At 71.5% G+C, this 20,530-nt stretch carries 15 protein-coding genes and 1 pseudogene; 8 read left to right on the forward strand and 8 right to left on the reverse strand.

What is annotated here, in order from left to right; all coding sequences use genetic code 11:
* Both MXD58_RS04735 and MXD58_RS04740 read right to left on the reverse strand, forming a co-directional pair.
* Nucleotides 1-422, reverse strand: a pseudogene (locus tag MXD58_RS04735) (hypothetical protein); the annotation flags it as partial.
* 90 nt (nucleotides 423-512) lie between these two features.
* On the reverse strand, nucleotides 513-698 hold the full coding sequence (locus MXD58_RS04740; RefSeq protein WP_248838987.1) for a hypothetical protein: 186 nt from the start codon (nucleotides 696-698) through the stop codon (nucleotides 513-515).
* 211 nt (nucleotides 699-909) lie between these two features.
* Between MXD58_RS04740 and MXD58_RS04745 the strand changes: the two genes are divergently transcribed.
* On the forward strand, nucleotides 910-2,337 hold the full coding sequence (locus tag MXD58_RS04745; RefSeq protein WP_248838986.1) for a lamin tail domain-containing protein: 1,428 nt from the start codon (nucleotides 910-912) through the stop codon (nucleotides 2,335-2,337).
* A gap of 67 nt (nucleotides 2,338-2,404) precedes the next feature.
* On the opposite strand, the gene MXD58_RS04750 is transcribed toward MXD58_RS04745, so the two are convergent.
* Entirely contained in the window at nucleotides 2,405-3,082 is a 678-nt protein-coding gene (locus tag MXD58_RS04750) for an AfsR/SARP family transcriptional regulator (RefSeq protein WP_248838985.1), read from the reverse strand.
* A gap of 449 nt (nucleotides 3,083-3,531) precedes the next feature.
* Here MXD58_RS04750 and MXD58_RS04755 point away from each other — a divergent pair, with 449 nt between their 5' ends.
* A complete protein-coding gene (locus MXD58_RS04755) occupies nucleotides 3,532-5,262 on the forward strand; it encodes an APC family permease (RefSeq protein ID WP_248838984.1) in 1,731 nt (576 codons plus the stop codon).
* A 62-nt stretch (nucleotides 5,263-5,324) separates the two neighbouring features.
* On the opposite strand, the gene MXD58_RS04760 is transcribed toward MXD58_RS04755, so the two are convergent.
* Nucleotides 5,325-7,946 carry a TIR domain-containing protein gene (locus MXD58_RS04760; RefSeq protein WP_248838983.1) on the reverse strand — a complete coding sequence of 874 codons (2,622 nt, stop codon included), beginning with the start codon at nucleotides 7,944-7,946 and terminating at the stop codon, nucleotides 5,325-5,327.
* Nucleotides 7,947-8,215: 269 nt separating this feature from the next.
* Between MXD58_RS04760 and MXD58_RS04765 the strand changes: the two genes are divergently transcribed.
* The 4 genes from MXD58_RS04765 (at nucleotide 8,216) to MXD58_RS04780 (ending at nucleotide 12,878) form a co-directional block, all read left to right on the forward strand.
* On the forward strand, nucleotides 8,216-8,860 hold the full coding sequence (locus MXD58_RS04765; RefSeq protein ID WP_248838982.1) for a PadR family transcriptional regulator: 645 nt from the start codon (nucleotides 8,216-8,218) through the stop codon (nucleotides 8,858-8,860).
* On the forward strand, nucleotides 8,860-10,110 hold the full coding sequence (locus MXD58_RS04770; RefSeq protein ID WP_248838981.1) for an FAD-dependent monooxygenase: 1,251 nt from the start codon (nucleotides 8,860-8,862) through the stop codon (nucleotides 10,108-10,110). The genes MXD58_RS04765 and MXD58_RS04770 overlap by 1 nt, the downstream gene beginning before the upstream one ends.
* Before the next feature lie 53 nt (nucleotides 10,111-10,163).
* A complete protein-coding gene (locus tag MXD58_RS04775) occupies nucleotides 10,164-11,117 on the forward strand; it encodes an SMP-30/gluconolactonase/LRE family protein (RefSeq protein WP_248838980.1) in 954 nt (317 codons plus the stop codon).
* Nucleotides 11,118-11,288: 171 nt separating this feature from the next.
* A complete protein-coding gene (locus MXD58_RS04780) occupies nucleotides 11,289-12,878 on the forward strand; it encodes a protein kinase domain-containing protein (protein ID WP_250609074.1) in 1,590 nt (529 codons plus the stop codon).
* A 163-nt stretch (nucleotides 12,879-13,041) separates the two neighbouring features.
* Here MXD58_RS04780 and sthA read toward each other — a convergent pair whose 3' ends face one another.
* The 3 genes from sthA to MXD58_RS04795 all read right to left on the reverse strand — a co-directional run bounded on the left by sthA (nucleotide 13,042) and on the right by MXD58_RS04795 (nucleotide 18,053).
* Nucleotides 13,042-14,451 carry a Si-specific NAD(P)(+) transhydrogenase gene (gene sthA, locus MXD58_RS04785; protein ID WP_248836593.1) on the reverse strand — a complete coding sequence of 470 codons (1,410 nt, stop codon included), beginning with the start codon at nucleotides 14,449-14,451 and terminating at the stop codon, nucleotides 13,042-13,044.
* 728 nt (nucleotides 14,452-15,179) lie between these two features.
* The gene (locus tag MXD58_RS04790; RefSeq protein ID WP_248836594.1) at nucleotides 15,180-16,571 is read right to left on the reverse strand and encodes a class II fumarate hydratase; all 1,392 of its coding nucleotides are present in this window, start codon (nucleotides 16,569-16,571) and stop codon (nucleotides 15,180-15,182) included.
* Nucleotides 16,572-17,087: 516 nt separating this feature from the next.
* On the reverse strand, nucleotides 17,088-18,053 hold the full coding sequence (locus tag MXD58_RS04795; RefSeq protein ID WP_248836595.1) for a 4-hydroxy-3-methylbut-2-enyl diphosphate reductase: 966 nt from the start codon (nucleotides 18,051-18,053) through the stop codon (nucleotides 17,088-17,090).
* A 144-nt stretch (nucleotides 18,054-18,197) separates the two neighbouring features.
* On the opposite strand from MXD58_RS04795, the gene xseA reads away from it, so the two are divergent.
* Nucleotides 18,198-19,412, forward strand: coding sequence for an exodeoxyribonuclease VII large subunit (gene xseA / locus MXD58_RS04800; RefSeq protein ID WP_248836596.1), 1,215 nt, complete (start codon nucleotides 18,198-18,200; stop codon nucleotides 19,410-19,412).
* A gap of 168 nt (nucleotides 19,413-19,580) precedes the next feature.
* On the opposite strand, the gene MXD58_RS04805 is transcribed toward xseA, so the two are convergent.
* Nucleotides 19,581-19,787 (reverse strand): exodeoxyribonuclease VII small subunit, encoded by a 207-nt coding sequence (locus MXD58_RS04805; RefSeq protein WP_248836669.1) that lies wholly within the window; start codon nucleotides 19,785-19,787, stop codon nucleotides 19,581-19,583.
* 428 nt (nucleotides 19,788-20,215) lie between these two features.
* Between MXD58_RS04805 and MXD58_RS04810 the strand changes: the two genes are divergently transcribed.
* A partial coding sequence (locus MXD58_RS04810) for a hypothetical protein (protein WP_248836597.1) occupies nucleotides 20,216-20,530 on the forward strand: 315 nt, incomplete at its 3' end.

The following is a 20,530-nucleotide window of genomic DNA, read 5'->3' on the forward strand; positions in this document are numbered from 1 at the left end:
CGGCCGGCCAGCGCCCAGCCGCCGATCGGCTCGCCGCGGTCCGCGCGTCGGCCGACGAGCAGCCGGGTGAGCAGGGCGAGCGCGGCCGGGCCGACGGTCGCGAACAGGAACGCGCTGGTCATCGGGACCGACGCGACAGCGGGGTCGTTGGATTCGGCGTCCGGATTCCAGCTCCACCACGACAACTGCGGCCCGAGCTGGTCGAAGATCTCGTAGAACAGGTGGTGGACGAAGCCCACGCCGAGCGCGCCGAGCAGGGCGCTGCCCTCGAAGCCGCCGAGCGACTGAACCAGGTCGTACGCCAGCTCCGCCATCGCCGGGTAGAGCGCGACGATGTAGAGCGGCAGGTGCTCGTACAGGAACTGCACGGTGAAGACGTTGTGGACGAACACGTCGGCGACGGCGTCGGGCAGGTGGAACACCCTCGGGAAGTACAGCGGCGGTTCGGTGAGGACCAGGTAGGCGACCGAGCCCAGCCAGAGGGCCAGATGCGTCGGGTCGTCGTGGCCGCGTCAGCGTTGGATCGCGCGCGCGAGCGCCAGCCCGGCGCCGCCGAGCATCAGGCTCTCGATGACCGGCAGCGTCCGATTGCTCAGGCGCAGCGGATGGCGTACGTGCACCAGCGGCCTGATCGGGTCCCGCGCGAAGCCGAGAGAGTCGGCCAGGCGCGCGAACGCCTCGGAGTAGGTGTACGGCATGCGGTGGCCTCACAGCGGGGTTGGCGGAGTACCAGGATCCGACGGGCGCGCCGGCGTCGCACTGGCGCGTTGACCATACAGATGTCCTGATATGTATGGTCAAGGACCATGATTGGCTGATCGTTCACGTGACCCTCATGTCACGGATGGTGCCCGTTCCGCCGGACTCGACACAGTCCTTGCGTCCTGTCGCATCGATCCAAGGACGGAAATGATCGCTTTACGTGGCCGTTGGCGGCGCCTGAGCGCCCGCCTCGCCCTCGCTGCCCTCATCGGGTCGGCGCTGGTCGTCGCCGTGCCGGGCGTGCCCGCGGCCCAGGCGGCGCCCGCCGACGACATCCGGATCAACGAGGTCGTCACCACCGGCGGCGTCAACGACTCGATCGAGCTCTACAACAAGGGCACCGCGACCGTCGACGTCTCCGGCTGGATCCTGCGCGACGAGAACACCAGCCCGACCTACCCGATCGCCGCCGGGACCACGCTCGCGCCCGGCGGGTTCCGCGCCTTCGACGTGCACAGCTCCTTCGGCCTGGGCTCCTCCGACAAGGCCCGCCTGTACCTGGCGGACGGCACGACCCTCGTCGACACCTTCACCTGGACGGCCCACTCGAACCCGTCCTGGTCGCGCTGCCCTGACGGCACCGGGACCTTCGGTCAGGCCGCGACGCTGACGCTGGGCGGCGCGAACAACTGCCCTGTCGGCGCCGGCGGCCTGTCGCCGGTGACCTGGCCGGGCGCCAGCGCCGTGACGACCGCGGACACCGCGAGCGCGCTGGGCTCCGATGTCAGCGGCCTCTACCAGGAGGGCAGCGTGCTCTGGGCGGCGCAGAACTCCGGGAAGCTGTGGCGCCTGGTCCCCAATGGCGCGACCGCCTGGAAGGCGGACACCGCCAACGGCTGGTCGGCGGGCAAGACGCTGCGTTTCCCCGGCGGCTCCGGCACCCCTGACGACGAGGGCGTCACCGTCACCGGCGCCGGTTCCACCGGCGGTGTGTACGTCGCGAGCGAGCGCAACGGCGACGCCTCCGGCACCAGCCGGCTCTCCGTCCTGCGCTACGACGTCAGCGGCTCCGCCACCACGCTGACCGCGACGGCGGAGTGGAACCTCACCGCCGACCTGCCCGCCGTCGGCTCGAACCTCGGCCTGGAGGCCATCACCTGGATCCCGGACGCGACCCTGACCGGCGCCGGGTTCCGCGATGCCGCCACCGGCGCGGCCTACGACCCGAACACCTACGGCGCGCACGGCGGCGGGGTGTTCCTCGTCGGCGTCGAGGGCACCGCCATGGTCTACGCCTACGTGCTGGCGGACTCCGGCACCTTCACCCGGATCGCGTCCATCGGCACCGGCCTCGCCGGCGTGATGGAGGTGCAATGGGAGCCGCAGGCGTCGCGGCTGTGGGTCGTCTGCGATGACACCTGCTCCGGCCAGCACCGGACACTGCAGGTAAACGGCTCGGGCGTCTTCGCCGTCACCGCCATCTACAACCGCCCGAGCGGCATGTCCAACTACAACAACGAAGGCTTCTCCGTAGCCGCCGCCGACGAGTGCACCGCCGGCTCCAAGCCCGTCTACTGGGCCGACGACAGCAACGACAGCAGCCACGCCCTGCGCCGCGGCACCATCACCTGCTGACCACACCGCCGTTCCCACGCCCGGTCCCGGTCCGCTCGTCGGGGCCGGGCGTGGCGCGTCGTGCCCCTCATCCGTCGGCTGGACAGCCCGGCGACCAGCCCGAACAGTGCTTCGGCCGATTTTCCAGTGTCTGTTCCAGTCCACTTCCCGAGGTCCTTCCAGCGGGCGATGTCACGGTGGCCGCGCACGCCGCGGCGGCGCCGGGCCGCCGGGAAGGAGACAACGTTGATGGACACCTCTCACGCCGGTCATATGACCAGTGCTGGTTCCCGGCCGCCACGACAACAGGCCGAACGAACCGCCGGGTGGCGGCGCCGCGTCCGGTGGGCGGGGGCGGTGACGGTTCGTCCCGTTGGCGGCGCGGGGGAGCAGGGCGGCCTACGGGGAACAGGCTGCAGTTGCGGTCGCGTAGCGCCGGGCACGGTTCCGCGTCCATGGTCTCGCGCAGCCGCCGCCGGGTGTCCTTGTACACGCGGCGGGCCTGCGCCGGCCGGCCAGCACCGGCGTGCGCGGTCATGAGCAGCTCGGCGAACGTCTCGTTCTCGGGATGTGCGGTCCACCAGCCGGTGAGCTCACTGGCCAGGTCGCGGCCGGGGTCCGTCGCGAGGTCGGCGCGGACCCGGTCGGCGAAGGCGTCCTGCCGCTCGTGGTCGAGGCTGTCGCGGACCCGGGCGGCCCAGTCGCCGGGAACGTCCGCCAGCGCCTGCCCGCGCCACTGGGCGAGCGCCTCGCCGAGCAGCCCCATGGCGTGGCAACTCCAAACGACGGGGAACCCGATGAGCCGCGCCCTTCAGCGGCGCGTCCGCCGTAACTCTATGAATTTTTCGAACGGATCCGTCATTGCTGTGATCGGCGACGCTCGCACCTCGGGAATGCCGTCCGCGCCGGTAGCACGCCACCGTGGCGCGACTATCGGCGGTCGGCCGCCCCCGGGTGCAGGTCGGCGGCGGTCCGCGTGCGAGATCCTCGAAACCGGCCGTCGGTACCCGTGGAGCCGATACGAACTGTGACGCGAGGGTCGCCTCGTCCGTACCGAGCTGGAGCCCTTCACTCTCCAGCTGTGCGCCGTCGGCTTCGCGCCCGGGCCTCGGCCCGGTTTTCCTGGGCCGCGTCGTCGACACACCACCAGAACGCATTCCGACCCGGGGCACTGGCCGTGAGATAGATTCATGCCATTTGTTGGGGTGGGGGCGGATGACTGCTTTGGGGCAGGCGCGGCGCGGCGACGAGCAGGTTGACGGGACGGAAGACGGTTGGCTGCGTTCCTTCGGTCTCTTCGGCCTGGCCGCGGGCGGTGTGATCGGCTCGGGCTGGTTCCTGACCCCCGCCGACGCCTATGCGAGTGCGGGTTCCGCCGGGCACGTGCTGTTGTCCTGGGTCGTGGGCGGACTGGCGATGCTCGTGATTGCCACCGTCATGGTCGAGCTGGGGACGGCCGCGCCGAAAACGGGTGGGCTGATCTTTCTTCCCTATCAGAGCAGTGGCCCGTTCGTCACGTTGATCGTGGGTACCGGTCTGTGGGTCTACTACGTCGTCAACCTGGCCAGCGAGGCCACGGCGGCGACCGTCGCGCTCGCCCCGGGTGTCGCGTCCTGGCTGGGGATGGGCCTTCTCCAGTGCGACGGCAGCGGAAGCCTGAACTGGTCGGGGGTAGGCGTCGCCATCGCCTTCATGGTGGCGATCTCCGTCGCGGTAGCGCTGGTCCCCGCCCGCCGCTTCATCAACGCGACGGCCTGGGTCACGGTCGTCAAGGTCGTCGGCGTCCTGGTCATCGGCGTGGCGCTGCTGGTGGTATTTCAGCGCCACGGTTATGACGTCACCCGGCACGTGGACCACGTTCCCGCGCGCTGCGACGACGCGAGCCCCGACCGGCTTGGGTGGCTCGGCACCTTCCTGAGTGGTGGGGGCCGACCCGACGAGCGCGGCTGGTTCGCCACGATGATCGGCGGCAGCGTGGTGTATGCCTACCTGGGTTTCCAGGGTCCGCTGGATTATGCGGGCGACGTCAGGAGGAGCGGGATCGGTGCGCGGGCCCGCATCCGGCGCACCGTCCTTGGCACGGTGCTGCTTTCCATCGCCCTCTACTGCCTTCTCCAGGTCGCCTACAACGGATATGCCGGGGTGCTCTCCCGCCGCACCGGTACGCGGCCGCTGGATTTTCTGGACATCGCCGGCCTGGCGACGTCCGGTTACCTGCGCGAGACTCTCGAGACGACCCTGAGAATCGTGACCGTGGTCGCTCCGCTGGGCGCGGGCCTGGTCTACGCCTACGTGCTGCCCAGTGAGATCGCCGAGCTGAGCAAGCTGCATCGTCCGCTCACCTATCGCCGGCTCGGCACGGCCGTCGTCATGAGGCGGAGCGGGGAAAGGATCTACTGGCTGGTCCTGACCGTCAACGTCGCCGTCGGTGCGGGGCTGCTGCTGCTCGCGCAGGGGGACTGGTCCGGTCTGTCCCGGATGAGCGGTGTCCTGGGCCTGTTCGTGTCCGCGTTTCCCGCGGTGGTGGTGATGTCGCTGGCGCACGCGCTGGACGGGGACCGACCGTCCGAGCCGACTGTCTCGTGGCGACTGCGGCGTGAGCTGCTGCCCCGGGTGAGTCTCGCGCTGGCGTCGCTCATGGCGTTCGAGGCCGGCTTCGACATCCTGTGGCGGGCGGTCGCCCTGCTGGGTGGGGGCGTCGTGCTGGTCGGTGCGCCCATGCTTCGTGGGAAGGGGCGGGCTGACGCGGACGGGTCCGCGGCGTGGGCCGCGGGCAGTCTGCTCGGGTACATCGGTGGCCTGCTGCTGTTGGCCTGGTGGCACCGCCAGGGCACCGACGAGGCCACGCTGGTCTGCGCCGTGGTCGTCTGGGCGGGGATCTGTGGCCAGGCGATGACGCGTCATTCCAGGGCCTACCACGCGATCGTGCGGCCCCACCTGGAGTGACTGGCAGGTCGGTCGGGGTCGGTCGGGGGCGGTCGGGGTCGGTCGGGGATGGTCCGGTCGGGTCAGTCCGCACGGCCCTCGGCGCACGCCGCCTCCCGGTCCAGGCCGTTCGCCCGCAGCTCCACGGCGACCTTCCGGCGCGGGTCCGACCCCAGCCAGCCACGGACCGTCCTGGTCAGTAGGGCGCCGCGGGCCTGCGAATCCACGCCGTGGTCCCGCAGCCGCTCCACGACCGTCCGCACGTCGACGGCGCTGACATGCTGGCCGCTGCCAAGGTAGCGCTGAAGCATCTGGTCGCCGAATCCGCGCAGCGTGGGGTCGGGGGAGGCGGACAGCGGCGCGGCGATCGCGGCGACGGCGTCGGCGCGGACGACCGGTGGCGTGGCGAAGGCCAACAGCTCGGTTCCGACGGCTTCGATCGCCGACTTCGCGCCCCGCGGCTGGCTCACCCGCAACCGGCCGATGTACGCCTCCAGCGGTGCGCTGGAGCGGCTCCGGCCGGCGGTGGCGACGACGGCCCTGGCGAACGGGCGCTGACGGTCCCGAGGGCGGGGGAGCCGGCCGAGGATGACCGCGAGATCCTCGGCCGAGCGACCCTCGACGTACTCGCCCGCGGTGGCCCACAACAGGTCCTGATCGTCCTTCGTCAGCACGGCCGCCAGCGCCACGACGTCCTCGACGGGACGGGGGCCGCCCGCGCGTCCCGCGCCGCCGGCGACCTCCGCGATCAGCGCCCGGGCCGTCGCCTTGAGATGAGGATCCGTCGTCCAGTAGCCCACGATGTCGAGCAGGTCGGCCCGGTCGTCGCGGGCGGCGGCGTGCCGGCGGATCTCCGCGCACCGCGCCGGGTGGGCGGCGGCGAGCCGGGCGCAGATCGACACGACGTATGGGCGCCGCAGGTGGCGCCCGACGATCTCGGTCAGCGCGGCCGCGGACTCCTCGTCGTTGGCGATCAGGTAGGCGACGACCGCGGCCGTGTCGTCAACGTGCGTGTCCAGCCTGGTCAGACTGGCGACCCAGGCCGGCAGAATCCGCTCGCCGGGGCTCAGCCTGCCGAGCGCCCGCAGGAGGTGGCGCACCTCCTCGGGGTCAGTGCCCAGCTGGCGGCTCGCCTCCCGGTCGATCGCCCGGGCCAGGGCGCGGTGGAGCAGCTCGGCGGCCTGGTCGGCGCACGGGCCGCCGGCCTCCCGCAGGGACAGGTAGAGCTGGGCCGTCTCGACGTTGAACGTCCGGGAGTGGTCCCGGGCGGCGAACTCGCGCAGGGCGTCCTCGGCGAGTCCGTGCTGCCCCCGCTCGCGGCAGGCGCGCAGGAAGGTGTCGACGTCGCCGGCGGCCCGGCGGCGGGCGAAGTCCCGCAGCGGTCCATGGGCGGAGCGGGTGAGGGCGTCGTCCGGCCGGGCAGGTCCGCCGTCCCACGGGCCCGCGAGCAGCGCGGCGACCTCGGCGGGCTCGCGGCACAGCGCCGCCGTCAGCAGGATGTGCTCACGGTCCTGGTCGTCGAAGACGCCCAGCGTGTCGACGAGGTCCGCCACGGGGCGGCCGGTGGCGAGCGTGAGCAGCGCCCGCAGCGCGCCGTGCGGATCGCGCGCCCGGCTGTCGTTGATCCACGCGGCGACGACGCCGACCGGCTCCTCCAGGACCCAGGCGTCGGTGTCTCCGGTCGTGGGCGCCGCGGTGGGGTTGGGGGTGGGGTGGCTGGGCTGGGCCGGGAACGACAGCAGCCTGCGCTCGACGGCCTCCTCGAGCTTGTCGAGCGGGGTGAAACCGTCTCGCGACCGTGTGGCGGAGCGCGACTGGTAGGCCCGGGAGACCGCCCGCAGCAAGCAGTGGACGGTCTCCCGGTCGCCGCCGCCCGGTTTGGCGACCGCGTCGACGGCGGCCTGGACGAACCTGCGCACCTGCTGTTGGAGCACGGGGTGGCCCCGGGCCGGCTCCGCGACCCCGGGCCGTAGCATCATCGCGGCCCGGGGTGACTCCCACTGGTGCCCGCGGGGCTGTCCGAGGCTGGCCTGCGCGAGGTGACGCAAGGCGCGAACGTCCTCCTCCTCGAGCCAGGCCAGGTCGCGTACGGCATCGACGAGCTCGTGCGCGAGCCCGCACGCGTCGAGGCCGGGTGCGTCCAGCGCCGCGACCGTCCGGTCGATCACCGCGCGAAGATGGTCCTCGTCCCCGGGTTCCGCTCCCCTGGGCAGCTTCAGCGCCTCGCTGATCACCTGGGCGAGACCGTGCAACGCCCGCCTCGCCGGCTCCGTGCTCGGCGAGGCGAAGCGGAGGTCGCTCCAGTCCACGTGCTGCAGGGCCAGCAGTTCGTCGCGGAAGCTCCTGGCGGGACCGCTCAGCTCCCCGCTGTCGTGCCAGTGGATGGGAATGACGAGGCCGGGCTGCTTCACCCCGGACACCTTGTGCATGAAATCCTGGGTCTCCCGGCGGCACTCCTCGCTGCGGAAGAACGACGGCGTGAGGATCGGCAGGAGAACCGCCACCGTCTCCAGCGCCTCGTCGATGCATTCCTTCCATAGCTGGCCGGCCCGCAGATCGCGCCGGTCATGGAAGATTTCCGCCGGGTAGCCCGTCTCCTGCCCCACAGCGCTCTCGAGCGCCTTTCTGAACGCCGTGATCGGGTGGTCGAATGCGTCGTCGTCGCGGTGGGCGTAGCTCAGGAATCCGATGACCGGCGGCTTCACGTGGGCGACCTCCGTGCGTGTGCCTGCGCGCGCCATTCTGCCAGCCCGCCGTCCTCAGATCGTCAACGCGCGCGGGCACCCGCCGCTGCACCCGCCCGCGTGGCGTCACCGGGCAGGTACGAGGCGACGTCGGCGGGACGCCGTGCCGCCAGCGTGGGGGGCAGCACGCTAGTCGCTCCTGACTATTCGAGATTGACTAGATGACACCGACTATTTAGGATCGATCTCATGATGCTGATCGATCTGACCTGCCGCCCGGGATCGCGCCGGTGAAGCGCAAGGTGTCCAACCCGCTGGCGCTGGCCGTGATGTCGTACCTGACGAAGGGTCCGATGCACCGCTACGACCTGGTCCGCACCCTGCGGGACAACGGCGACGGCCGCAGCGTCCGGTTCACGCCGGCCTCGGTCTACATGGTGGTGGACCAGCTGGCGCGGGCCGGTTTCATCGAGGAGCACGAGACGCTGCGCACCGGCGGCTACCCGGAGCGGGTCACCTACGTGCTGACCGCCGAGGGCCAGGCCGAGTGGCGGGCCTGGCTGCGCAGCCTGATCGCGGACCCGGAGCACGAGTACCCGCAGTTCGTGCTGGCCCTGTCGCTGCTGGCCGCGCTCGAGCCCGACGACGCCGTCGAGCTGCTGCGGGAGCGCCGCCGCCGGGTCGAGGAGACGCGGGCGGAGGTCCACGGGTCGATGGAGCAGACTTTGGCCGCGGGGCTGCCGCCGCTGTTCCTCGTCGACGAGGAGTACCGACTGGCGCTGCTCGACGCTGAGGTCGGCTTCATCGACAGCCTCATCGACAAGATCGTCGATCCGGACGACGGGTGGGCGGTGCCGTGGGCGGCGCAGCTCGCCCGGAACCAGGCGTCCCCGCCGCCAGCCGAGGACCAGCCGAGACCGGAAACGGACCGCTGATGCCGGCGGCGAGAAAGGCGCTTGTCATCGGTTCGGGTATCGCCGGGCCGGCGACGGCCATGGCGCTGCGTAAGGCCGGGATCGACGCCGCGGTGTTCGAGGCGCGCCCGGCCGAGGCCACCAGCGAGGGGGCGTTCCTGACGGTGGCGTCCAACGGGGTGGACGCGCTGCGGGTGCTGGGCGCCGAGAAGGTGCTGGCGCCGGCGTTCACCACGCCTTACCTCGTGCTGCGCAGCGGCACCGGCAAGCATCTCGGTCGCACCCGTACCGGGATCGAGCTACCGGACGGGGCGACCAGTCAGACAATCACGCGGTCCGAGCTGTACCGGGGAATGCAGGAAGCCGCGGCCGCGCGGAGCATCGAGGTCGAGTACGGCCACCGGCTGGTCAGCGTCGAGGAGACGGCCTCGGGGATACGCGCCCGGTTCGGCAACGGCCGCGAGGTCGAGGGCGACGTGCTGATCGGTTGCGACGGGACGCACTCGACCGTGCGGGAACTCATCGATCCGCGTGCGCCAAGGCCGGCGTATTCCGGGTTGGTGGGCACCGGAGGTTACGTGCGGGAGGTGCCCGTCGACAGCGAGCCGGGCCACTACGAAATGATTTTCGGGAAGCGCGCCTTCTTCGGCTACGTCCTGGCACCGGATCGCTCGGTATGGTGGTTCGCCAACATTCCCCGTACGGACGAGCCGTCCCGCGTGGCCCGTGGCGATGGTGCCGGCGCCGCCGATACGGCTGGCACCGGCGCTGACGACGACGGCCCCGACGGGGTGCGACGCCAGCTGATCGACCTGTTCGCCGGTGACGTCGGGCCGGCCGTCGCGCTGATCGAGGCCACGGCGCGGCCGCTGCCCCTGAGCCCGATCCACACCCTGGCCCACCTGCCCTCCTGGCACCGGGGCCGCAGCGTCGTCGTCGGCGATGCCGCGCACGCACCCTCGCCGAGCTCCGGGCAGGGTGCGTCGCTGTCGATCGAGGACGCGCTCGTCCTGGCCCAGTGCCTGCGCGACCTGCCCGACCATCAGCAGGCGTTCGAGGAGTTCGTGGCCCGGCGGCGGGCGCGGGTCGAACAGATCATCCGCTGGGCCGCCCGGATCAACAGCAACAAGGCCGCCGGGCCCCTCGCCGCCGCCATCCGCGACCGGATGCTGCCACCGATGCTCCGGCTCACCGCCAACAACAAGGCCGCGACCCGCCAGTTCGCCTACCACGTCGACTGGAACGCCCCCGCGGAACAACGCGCCGGTTAACCGCGACCAGCTCCGCACCGCCTCCCCCCGAAAACGAACGGAGACGATTTCCGATGAGACGACAGGTGCGCGCGCTCGGCGGCATGGCCGCGATCAGCGCCGCGATACTCGCCGGCACCGCCACGCAGGCCACCGCGGCCACACCGCCGCTCTCCGACCCGCGGGTCGCCGCGCATTTCGACATCGACGCGGGCCAGACCCCCGAGGGCATCGCGCTGGAACCGGACGGCTCGGCACTGATCTCGCTGACCAACGCGAGCTCCGTGGTGCGCGTGCGCGGCACCGGTCGCGTCGAGCTCCTCGGCGCGCTACCCCGAACCGGCGCCTGCCCGATTCTCCAGGGCTCCTTCAGCTCCGGCATCGCCCGCGCCGCTGACGGCACGATCTACGTGGTCAACTGCACCGGTAACGCCGACAGCGGCGTCTGGCGAATCCGGGGCCACGGCAGCCCGGAACAGATCGCCCACCTGCCCGCGGACGCGTTCCCCAACGGCCTGACCCTCGACGAACGCACCGGCAACCTGTACATCGCGGACTCCAATCTCGGCGTCGTCTGGAAGGTGCCCCGCGCCGGCGGCGTCCCTGTCGTCTGGGCGAAGGGCCCCGAGCTGGCCCGCGTCGACCTGTTCGGCGCCAACGGCATCACCGTGCGCGGGCGCTACGTCTGGGTCAGCAACACCGACACGGGGACGATCGTGAAAATCCCCGTTGCCCCCAACGGCTCGGCCGGACCCATCCAGACGGTGGTGTCCGGCATCGCCGGCGGCCTGGACAACTTCACCGTCTTCGGCCGCGACGACGCCATCCTCGCCGCCGTGAACGGGACGAGCGAGGTCGTGCTCCTCCGCCGCGGCCAGGCCCCGCAGGTCGTCCTCACGGCGGCCGACGGCCTGTCCAACCCCACCCACGTCCAGCTCCGCGGCAACACCGTCTACGTCTCCAACGGCGCCTTCTTCACCCGCACCGATCCGAACCTGCTCGTCGCGAGGCTCGACCGCCGGCCCTGAGCCGGGGCCGGCAGCCAGTCGTCCGGCCTGCGCCGACTGCTGTGCGAAAGCCGCCTCCACCGCTTCGCCGGACGGTGGGTGATCTGTGACGGTTTGTGGCCGGATGGCTAGACTGACGGCCACGATGGTTGGGACAGCGGATGTCGGGTGGCGCGCCCGCGGGGTCGTTCGATGATTGTCGACCGGGAACGGGTGGAGAGCGCCCTGCCCGGCTACACGGTCGGCGGGCGACTGGGGTCCGGCGCGTACGGACTGGTACTGGCCGGCGAGCATCGGCGGATGGGCCGGGCGGTGGCTATCAAGGTCATGGAGGCCGAGAGCCCCGAGGGCGCGACGCTCGGGTTCGCCGACGAGGCCCGGGTGCTGGCCGGGCTCGACCATCCGCATGTGCTCCGCGTGCACGACTACGTCGAGGCCGAGGGCCTGTGCCTGGTGGTGATGGAACTCCTCGCCGGGGGCACGCTGGCGCGCCGGCGGGAGCAGCTGGGCCCCGAGCAGGCGTGCGCCGTCGGGCTGGCGGTGGCGGCCGCGCTGGAACACGCCCATGACCACGGGGTTCTGCACCGCGATATCAAGACCGACAACGTCCTGTTCACCAGCGACGGGACGCCCAAGGTCAGCGACTTCGGGATCGCGAAGCTGTTCGAGGGTGCGTCGGCCACCGCCAGCCGGATGGCCGGCACGCCGCTCTACATGGCGCCCGAACAGATCCAGGGCGGTCGGCTGGGACCGAGCACCGACCTCTACGCACTCGGCGCCCTGCTCTACTGGCTGCTCGCCGGCCGGCCGCCGTTCGCCCGGAAGCAGCCGCTGCCGGTGCTGTGGAACCAGCATCTGACCGAACGGCCGCCCCCGCTGACCGCGGTGGCGGCGCCGCTGGCCGCGGTGGTGCTGCGCGCGTTGGAGAAGGCCCCCGCCGACCGCTATCCGGACGCCAACGCCTTCGCGCTCGACCTCGCCCGCGCCGCGACCGCCACCGTCGAGACCGTGGCCGCGACGACCAGCACCGCGACGACCAGCACCGCGACGACCCGCACTGCCAGCCTCACGGCGGCGTTTCGGACCTATCTCGCGGGCCGCCCGGGACACGTGAGCGTGGCCTTCTACGACGCGGTCGCCGGCACCACCGCCGCGGTGACCGACCCGGCCGTCGCGGGCTACGAGACGGCGAGTTCGGTCAAGCTCGACATCCTCACCGCGCTCGTGTCGCGAGCCGGTGACTCCGGCCGGCTCACCACCCGTCAGCAGGCCCTCGCCCGGAAGATGATCTCGGTGAGCGACAACGCCGCGGCCAGCGCCCTGTGGTCCGACGCGGGCGGCACCTCGGGGATGAACGCCTTCTTCGCCCGGCTCGGCATGAGTGCCACCACGGCCGGATCGGGCGGGCTCTGGGGCCTGACCCGCACCACGGGCGCCGATCAGCTCGCGGTGCTGCGAGCCGTCTCCTATCCGGGTGTCCTGACGGCGGCGCAGCGCGGCGTGATCAGCGGCCTGCTGAAGACCGTCATCCCGGCGCAGCGGTGGGGGCTCACCGGCGGCGTTGCGTCCGGCGTCACCGTGGAGCTGAAGAACGGCTGGCTGCCCCGCGCGAGCGGCTGGGTGATCACGAGCCTGGCGCACGTCCGCGGCGACGGCCGGGACTACATCATGGCGGTGTACACGAAGAACGGCCCGAGCATGGCCTCGGGCGTGGCCACCGTGCAGGGACTGTCTGCCCTGGCCTGGCGGGCCGCGCGGGCCTCGGCAGCCCTCGGCAGCTAGGCCGGGTCCGCCTGGTCCAGCTAAGGGCGGTGGAGCGTCGCCTGGCCGGGGCCGGGCACCTGACGATGCCCCGTCGCGCGCGGGGGACCGGGAGCTGGCGCCTCGGCCCGCGACGGGGCTCGCGGTGGTGTGGGTGCCCGGCGGGAGGACCGCCGGGCGGGGATCAGCCGCTGAAACGGGCGACGGCGCGCATCTTGTTCATGGCGTCGAGCGCCGCGACCTTGTAGGACTCGGCCAGCGTCGGGTAGTTGAAGACGCTGTCGACCAGGTAGTCGATGGTGCCGTTGCAGCCCATCACGGCCTGCCCGATGTGGATGAGCTCGGTGGCTCCGGTGCCGAAGCAGTGGACCCCGAGCAGGCTGCGGTCCTCGGGGCTGACCAGGAGCTTCAGCATGCCGTAGGAGTCGCCGAGGATCGCGCCGCGGGCGAGTTCCCGGTACCGGGCGATGCCCACCTCGAACGGGATGGCCTGCTCGGTCAGCTCGTCCTCGGTGCGCCCGACGTAGGAGATCTCCGGAATCGTGTAGATCCCGATCGGCATCAGCTCCGCCCGCAGGGCGTTGACCTCCTCGTCGCACGCGGCGTAGGCGGCCAGGCGGCCCTGTTCCATCGACGTCGCGGCCAGCGCCGGGAAGCCGATGACATCGCCGACGGCGTAGATGTGCTCGACCTCGGTCCGGAAGTCCGACCCGACCTTGATCCGGCCGCGGTTGTCCGCGGACAGGCCCGCGGCGGGCAGGTTCAGGATGTCGGTGAGCCCCTGGCGCCCGGCGGAGTACATGACCGTGTCCGCCGGCAGCTTCTTGCCGCTCTCCAGCAGCGTCAGCGTCCCGCCGTTGTGCCGCTCGACGGAGACGACCGACTCGCGGAAGCGGAAGGTCACCGCGAGGTCCCGAAGCTGGTACTTCAGTGCCTCGACGATCTCCACGTCGCAGAAGTCGAGCATCCGGTCGCGGCGCTCGACGACCGTGACCTTGGAACCGAGGGCGGCGAACATCGAGGCGTACTCGATGCCGATCACCCCGGCGCCGACGACCACCATCGACCGCGGCAGCCTCTCCAGCGCGAGGATCTGGTCGCTGTCGACGACCGTCCGGCCGTCGAAGTCGACCGTGTCCGGCCGCGCGGGCCGCGTCCCGGTGGCGATGATGATCCGCTCGGCGGTGACCCGCCGATCCTCGACGTCGCCGGCGGCGCGAACGCTCACCGAATGTGGGTCGATGAAGCTCGCCAGCCCCGTCAGCAGCGTGACGTGGTTGCGGCTGAGCTGGTTGCGGATGACATCGATCTCCCGGCTGATGACATGCCGGGTGCGCGCCGAAAGGTCACCGACAGTGATGTCGTCCTTGACGCGATAGCTCGACCCGTACAGCTCACGCTGCGACATGCCGGTCAGGTAGAGAACGGCCTCCCGCAGGGTCTTGGACGGGATCGTGCCAGTGTTGATACTGACCCCGCCGATCATCTCTCGCTTGTCGACGATCGCGACCCGCCGGCCAAGCTTGGCTGCCGCGATCGCAGCCTTCTGCCCGCCGGGTCCGGACCCGATGACGAGGACGTCATAGTCGAACACCGTCACCTCCCCGCAATTCTTCCGGCTCCCGGTGGACCAGAGGCTATCTGGCGGGACGGCGTCGTCAGCCATGTTGCACGGTCTTGTTACGTTTATTTCTTCTCCGCGCTTTCCTGGAGGCGTTTTACGCACGCGGTATCACGATCGGTAGGCAGGTCGAATCCTTGTGTAATACCCGAGACGTGCCGGAATACCGCTAGGCGTTCCCGGTCGGCAGCGGCGAAGCCCGCGGTTCGGCGCCGATGTGACCGGGGTGTGGGCCCGTGGGGGCCACGTGGGCACCGGCCTTACCGGTCTCATCAGGATGAAACGGCGCTTTACGCCCGCCGGTGGCGCGCTCGCGGCCAGGTCCATCGCCCGTGGGCGTCGCCGCGGCCGGATTGCCTGGTCCTGGACCCGTAACGCGCGGGCGGCTGGCTCGTTAGACAGGTCGCGGGGGTCGTGGAGGCTGTCTGGGGGGTCTTCCACGGCTTCCGCCGCGACCGCGACCGGCGCCATCCCTGTCGGACGGACATCGCCCGCACCGGGCGGTGCTTGGGAGGGACGGCGCCCCGGTCGGCGGCGGCGCGGGGAGCCGGCTCCGGCGAACGGTCGGAGCCGGCCCACCCGTGATCAACTACACGCTGTGATCCGAAAAGGTGCCGCGTGGGCGCCGCGACGGTTCGGACGCGTCTACTACGGGTGCGTCTCTACTACGGGTGCGTTCTCTACTTCGGGTGCGTCCTCTACTACGGGTGCGTCATTGACAGCACGTCGAGGGCGGCGTCGAGCTGCTCCTCGGTGAGCTTGCCGGCCTCGAGGTAGCCGCGTTCGACGACGACCTCGCGGATCGTCTTCTCCTCGGCCAGGGACAGCTTCGCGACCTTCGCTGCCTCCTCGTACCCGATGTACTTGTTCAGCGGGGTCACGATGGACGGCGACGACTCCGCGTACCGGCGGCACCGCTCGACGTTCGCCTTGATCCCGTCGACACACCTGTCGGCGAGCAGGACGCTGATCGTCGACAGGATGTGGATCGACTCCAGCAGGTTGCGCGCGATCACCGGCAGCATGACGTTCAGCTCGAAGTTGCCGGCGGATCCGCCGAACGCGACCGCTGCGTCGTTCCCGATGACCTGCGCGACGACCTGGCAGACCGCCTCGGGGATGACCGGGTTGACCTTCCCCGGCATGATCGACGATCCCGGCTGCAGGTCCGGCAGGTGGATCTCACCGAGGCCCGCACGCGGGCCGGAGGACGCCCAGCGCAGGTCGTTCGCGATCTTGTAGAGCGAGATCGCGATGACCCGCAGCACACCGGACGCCTCGACGAGCCCGTCGCGGGACGCCTGTGCCTCGAAGTGGTTACGCGCCTCCGTCAGCGGCAGGCCGGTGTTCGCCGCCAGTTCCTCGACCACCGCGGCGGAGAAGCCGGGCGGGGTGTTGATCCCCGTGCCGACCGCCGTGCCGCCCAGCGGCAGCTCCCCGACCCGCGGCAGCGCCACGGTCAGGCGCTCCACGCCGAGGCGGACCGCCGCCGCGTACCCGCCGAACTCCTGGCCGAGCGTCACCGGGGTCGCGTCCATCAAATGGGTACGGCCCGACTTCACCACGTCCGCGAACTCGGTCTCCTTGCGGCCGAGGGAGGCCGCGAGGTGCTCCAGCGCCGGGATGAGCTCTTGGACGATCCCCTGGGTGGCAGCCACGTGGATCGACGACGGGAACACGTCGTTCGAGCTCTGCGAGGCGTTCACGTGGTCGTTCGGGTGCACCGGCCGGCCGAGACGGTCGGACGCCAGCGACGCCAGCACCTCGTTGGTGTTCATGTTCGACGACGTGCCGCTACCGGTCTGGAAGACGTCGAGCGGGAACTGGTCGTCCCAGTCGCCGCGGGCGACCTCGGCCGCCGCGTCCCTGATCGCCTCGGCGATGTCGCCGTCGAGCACCCCGAGCTTGGCGTTCACCGTCGCCGCGGCGGCCTTGATCCGCGCGAGCGCCTGGATGTGCGCACGGGAGATCCGCTGGCCCGAAACGGGGAAGTTCTCCACCGCCCGCTGCGTCTGCGCCCGCCACCGGGCTGACGCCGGTACCCGGACGTCGCCCATGCTGTCGTGCTCGATGCGGTATTCCTGCTCGCTCATGCGCCCGTTTCTCCTGAGATGTTCTCGTCGCCGTCGACCGGCCGGCCCGCGACCAGCGTTCCCGCCCCGGCGTCCGCTATCCCGACCAAAACGCCGGGATGCCAAAACGCCGGGATGCCAGGACGCCGGGATGCCAGGACGCCGGACTCACTGCGGCTGCCGGACCCTACGGCCGACCCTAGGACATCTCACCCGCACGTTCCCTCCACGCCTACAGGCACGGGCCATCTCACAACGTCACCAGACCCGACGGCGTCCCGCCACCCCCACCTCGGCGCCAGGCCACCAGCGTCGGGCCTCGGTCGGCGGCCGGTGGGCGCAGCGGCTTGGGGCCGCTTGTGTAGGGGCGAAACGGGCGCGGAGGCCTACAGAAGCGGCCCGAAGCTCCGCTCCGGTGCTGAGTGCTGGAGACGACAACGCCGCGACGCCTGGGTGGCTGGGCCACCGTGGCGCCGCGGCGTGGAAGGGTCGAGTGGAGTCGAGCTGGGTGACGCCGCCGCCAGGCGGCGCGGGGGTCTAGGAAGCGGCGGCTTCGCGCTCCTTGGCGCGGATGTCGCGGCGGAGCTCCGGGGGCAGTGCGAACAGCAGGTGCTCGTCCGCCGAAGTGACTTCCTCGACGTCGCCGAAGCCGCGCTCGGCGAGCCAGGCCATGACGCCGATGACGAGTTCCTCGGGGACGGACGCACCGCTGGTGACGCCGACGGTCTGGATGCCGTCGAGCCAGGCCTCCTCGACCTCGGTCGAGTCGTCGACGAGGTACGAGGCCGGCACGCCGGCGTCCAGAGCGACCTCGACGAGGCGAACCGAGTTCGACGAGTTCCGCGAACCCACGACGATCAGGAGCTCGACCTTCTCGGCGATCTCCTTGACGGCGACCTGACGGTTCTGCGTCGCGTAGCAGATGTCAGAGTTCGGCGGCCCCTGCAAATGCGGGAAGCGCTCACGCAGGGCGTCGACCGTCGTCATCGTCTCATCGACGGAGAGAGTGGTCTGAGAGAGGAAGGCGACGCGCTCGGGATCGCGCACCTTGACACCGGCTGCGTCCTCCGGACCGTCCACTAGATGGATGCGGTCGGGCGCCTGACCCGTGGTGCCGACGACCTCCTCGTGGCCTTCGTGGCCGATGAGGAGGATGTCGTAGTCCTCGCGGGCGAAGCGACGCGCCTCGTGGTGCACCTTGGAGACGAGAGGGCACGTGGCGTCGATGGTGCGCAGCTGGCGCGCCGACGCCTCCTCGTGCACCGTCGGGGCTACGCCGTGCGCGGAGAAGACCACCGTGGCGCCCTCGGGCACCTCTTCGGTCTCTTCGACGAAGATCGCGCCCTTGGCCTCCAGCGTCTTGACGACGTGAAGATTGTGCACGATCTGCTTACGTACGTAGACAGGTGAGCCGTAGAGCTCCAGCGCCTTCTCCACGGTCACAACAGCTCGATCGACACCGGCGCAGTAGCCGCGCGGCTTGGCAAGAAGGACCCGGCCCATGCAGGGCAGTCTACGCGGTCGGGCGTCTGCTGGAAGAGCGGTCGGGCGATCCATCACCCGATGGCGACAACGTCCGATCCGGTCCGCGCCACGGCCGGGCGGACCCCGCAGGTCCTGTCGGTGGCCCCCGCTACGGTGCCTCCTATGGCCCTGACCTCGACTGCCGAACAGCCCTTGCCGGTCCGCACGGTCTCGCGCGCGGTGGGGGACTGGATCAACCGGCTCGGCCGGGTGTGGGTCGAGGGTCAGGTCACCCAGGTCGTCCGCCGCCCCGGAATGGGCACTGTCTTCCTCACCCTGAGGGACCCCGTCGCGGACGTCTCCCTTCGGGTCACCGCCCCACGGGCCGTCTGCGACGCGGTCGGTCCAGCGCTCGTCGACGGCGCCCGGGTGGTCGTGTGGGGCAAGCCCGCGTTCCACCCCGGCCGTGGCACGCTTGCTCTTGCGGCAGTGGAGATTCGCCCGCTCGGCGCTGGCGCGCTGCTGGCCCGGCTGGAGCAGCTGCGGGCCACACTGGCCGCCGAAGGGCTGTTCGCGCCCGCCCGCAAACGGCGGCTGCCGTTCCTGCCGGCGGCCGTCGGGCTGATCACCGGCCGGGCCAGCGCCGCCGAGCGGGACGTCGTGGAGAACGCGCGCCGACGCTGGCCGGCGGTGCGCATCGAGCTGCGCGAGGTCGCCGTCCAGGGGCCGCTGGCGGTGTCTCAGGTGATCGACGCGCTGCGCGAGCTGGACCGCGCGCCGGACGTGGAGGTGATCGTCATCGCCCGCGGCGGAGGGTCGCTGGAGGACCTGCTGCCGTTCTCGGACGAGGCGTTGGTGCGGGCCGTGGCAGCGGCGCGAACGCCCATCGTGTCGGCAATCGGACATGAGCAGGACGCCCCCCTGCTCGATTTCGTGGCCGACGTGCGGGCCTCGACGCCGACCGACGCCGCCAAGCGGGTGGTGCCCGACGTCGGCGAGCAGGCCGTCGCGGTCGCCCAGCTGCGCGCCCGGACCCGCCGCGCGCTGGAGCACCGCCTCGACCGGGAGGAACGCCGCCTGGCCGACATCCGCCACCGCCCCGTCCTCGCGGCGCCCTGGGTCGAGTTCGACCGACGTGACCAGGAGGTCGCGGCGCTGCGGGCCCGCGCCCGGCGCTGCGTCCACCACGCGTTCGACGTGACCGAGCGGGATCTCACCGGGACCCGGGCGCGGATGCGCGCGCTGTCCCCGGCCGCGACGCTGGACCGCGGTTACGCCGTCGTGCAGCGGGCGCGTGACGGCGCCGTCCTGCGCGATCCCGCGGAGGTCCAGGCCGGGGAACGCCTCGCGGTCCGCCTCGCGGGCGGCCAGTTCGGCGCGGTCGCCGCCGACGAATAGGGGCGCGAGAGCCCGGGGAACCGGGTGTGCTGCTGGCTGGTCGCTTGGGGGGCTTGATGTCCGGTCTGCCCACGCGGAAGGACAGGCCGCGGCGCCGACTGGTCGCTCGACAGCGGGTGCGGGTCCGGATGCCCCGATGATGATCGACTGGGTGCGGCCTGGTGGGAGCTAGGCCGGGCGGGGTGGTGTCGCGGCGGCGCGGTCGGTGTCGGCGGCGTGCAGGCGGGCGCGGGCGCCGTCGAGGAGGGCCTGGCAGGCGCGGGCCAGCTCCTCCCCGCGTTCCCAGAGGGCCAGGGACTGCTCCAGCGTCACCCCGCCGGCTTCCAGCCGGTGGACGACGTCCTCCAGCTCGGCGCGGGCGGCCTCGTAGCTCATCGCTGGTCCCGACGGGCCGGTGGAGGCGATGGCGTCGCCTACCTCACCAGTAGTCGTTGGCTCGGGACTGTCCGGCATCGCCACCTCCGCGCCTTCGTTTCCTCAATTTGTCGCCAATCCGCGTTCACACACCATCGTGGCGTCCAGAGCGACCAGTCCGGCGCGGAGGCAATTCGAACGGCCCGTGTCGGGAGTATTGCGGACCCGGTGCACGGCCACGCGGCTGGCATCCAGCGAGGGTCGATGTCACCCTCGGTCCACGCAACGTGATATCAATCAGAAGACAATCGCGGCCGAAGCGGGTTGGCTCGGTAGAGATCCATAGTACAAGGTCACTGCATCACGTTTCCGATTTGCGGTGGACGCGAGAGTGTGGTCGCCGCACGGCTGACCGCCCGTCCGCAGCGGGCGGTCCGGAGGTACGACGCATGCCCGGCGCACGCCCGACGTCCCGACGCCCCGCCGTCGGCGGCCATTCCCGGGGGCTGGCCTCGACGGCCGTCCCCGGCGGCACTGTCCCGCCAGGGCAGCAACCCGCCGACGCTCGACCCCAGACCAGCCTGCCCGGCCACGGAGATGGCCATCGTCGGCGCGTCCCGGTCAGCGGGCACCTGGTGCGGCGCGCCGCCGGCCTCATCCTGGGAATGGCAGTGCTCATCCCCGCCGCCACCGCGCTCAACGACTCGCAGGACGGCCGTCCCGGCGGCCCGCCGCCGGTCGCGGCCGCCACCACCGCCCGGCGC

The organism is Frankia sp. AgKG'84/4, from assembly GCF_023242965.2.
In the GTDB taxonomy this organism is placed as follows: domain Bacteria; phylum Actinomycetota; class Actinomycetes; order Frankiales; family Frankiaceae; genus Frankia.

Excerpts from the sequence above, each read along its gene's own strand:
- MXD58_RS04745 (WP_248838986.1), top strand. The coding sequence starts at position 910 with ATGATCGCTTTACGTGGCCGTTGGCGGCGCCTGAGCGCCCGCCTCGCC.
- MXD58_RS04780 (WP_250609074.1), top strand. The coding sequence starts at position 11,289 with ATGATTGTCGACCGGGAACGGGTGGAGAGCGCCCTGCCCGGCTACACG.
- MXD58_RS04750 (WP_248838985.1), bottom strand. The coding sequence starts at position 3,082 with ATGGGGCTGCTCGGCGAGGCGCTCGCCCAGTGGCGCGGGCAGGCGCTG.
- MXD58_RS04805 (WP_248836669.1), bottom strand. The coding sequence starts at position 19,787 with ATGAGCTACGAGGCCGCCCGCGCCGAGCTGGAGGACGTCGTCCACCGG.
- MXD58_RS04790 (WP_248836594.1), bottom strand. The coding sequence starts at position 16,571 with ATGAGCGAGCAGGAATACCGCATCGAGCACGACAGCATGGGCGACGTC.
- xseA (WP_248836596.1), top strand. The coding sequence starts at position 18,198 with ATGGCCCTGACCTCGACTGCCGAACAGCCCTTGCCGGTCCGCACGGTC.
- MXD58_RS04775 (WP_248838980.1), top strand. The coding sequence starts at position 10,164 with ATGAGACGACAGGTGCGCGCGCTCGGCGGCATGGCCGCGATCAGCGCC.
- MXD58_RS04795 (WP_248836595.1), bottom strand. The coding sequence starts at position 18,053 with ATGGGCCGGGTCCTTCTTGCCAAGCCGCGCGGCTACTGCGCCGGTGTC.
- MXD58_RS04770 (WP_248838981.1), top strand. The coding sequence starts at position 8,860 with ATGCCGGCGGCGAGAAAGGCGCTTGTCATCGGTTCGGGTATCGCCGGG.
- MXD58_RS04755 (WP_248838984.1), top strand. The coding sequence starts at position 3,532 with ATGACTGCTTTGGGGCAGGCGCGGCGCGGCGACGAGCAGGTTGACGGG.
- MXD58_RS04740 (WP_248838987.1), bottom strand. The coding sequence starts at position 698 with ATGCCGTACACCTACTCCGAGGCGTTCGCGCGCCTGGCCGACTCTCTC.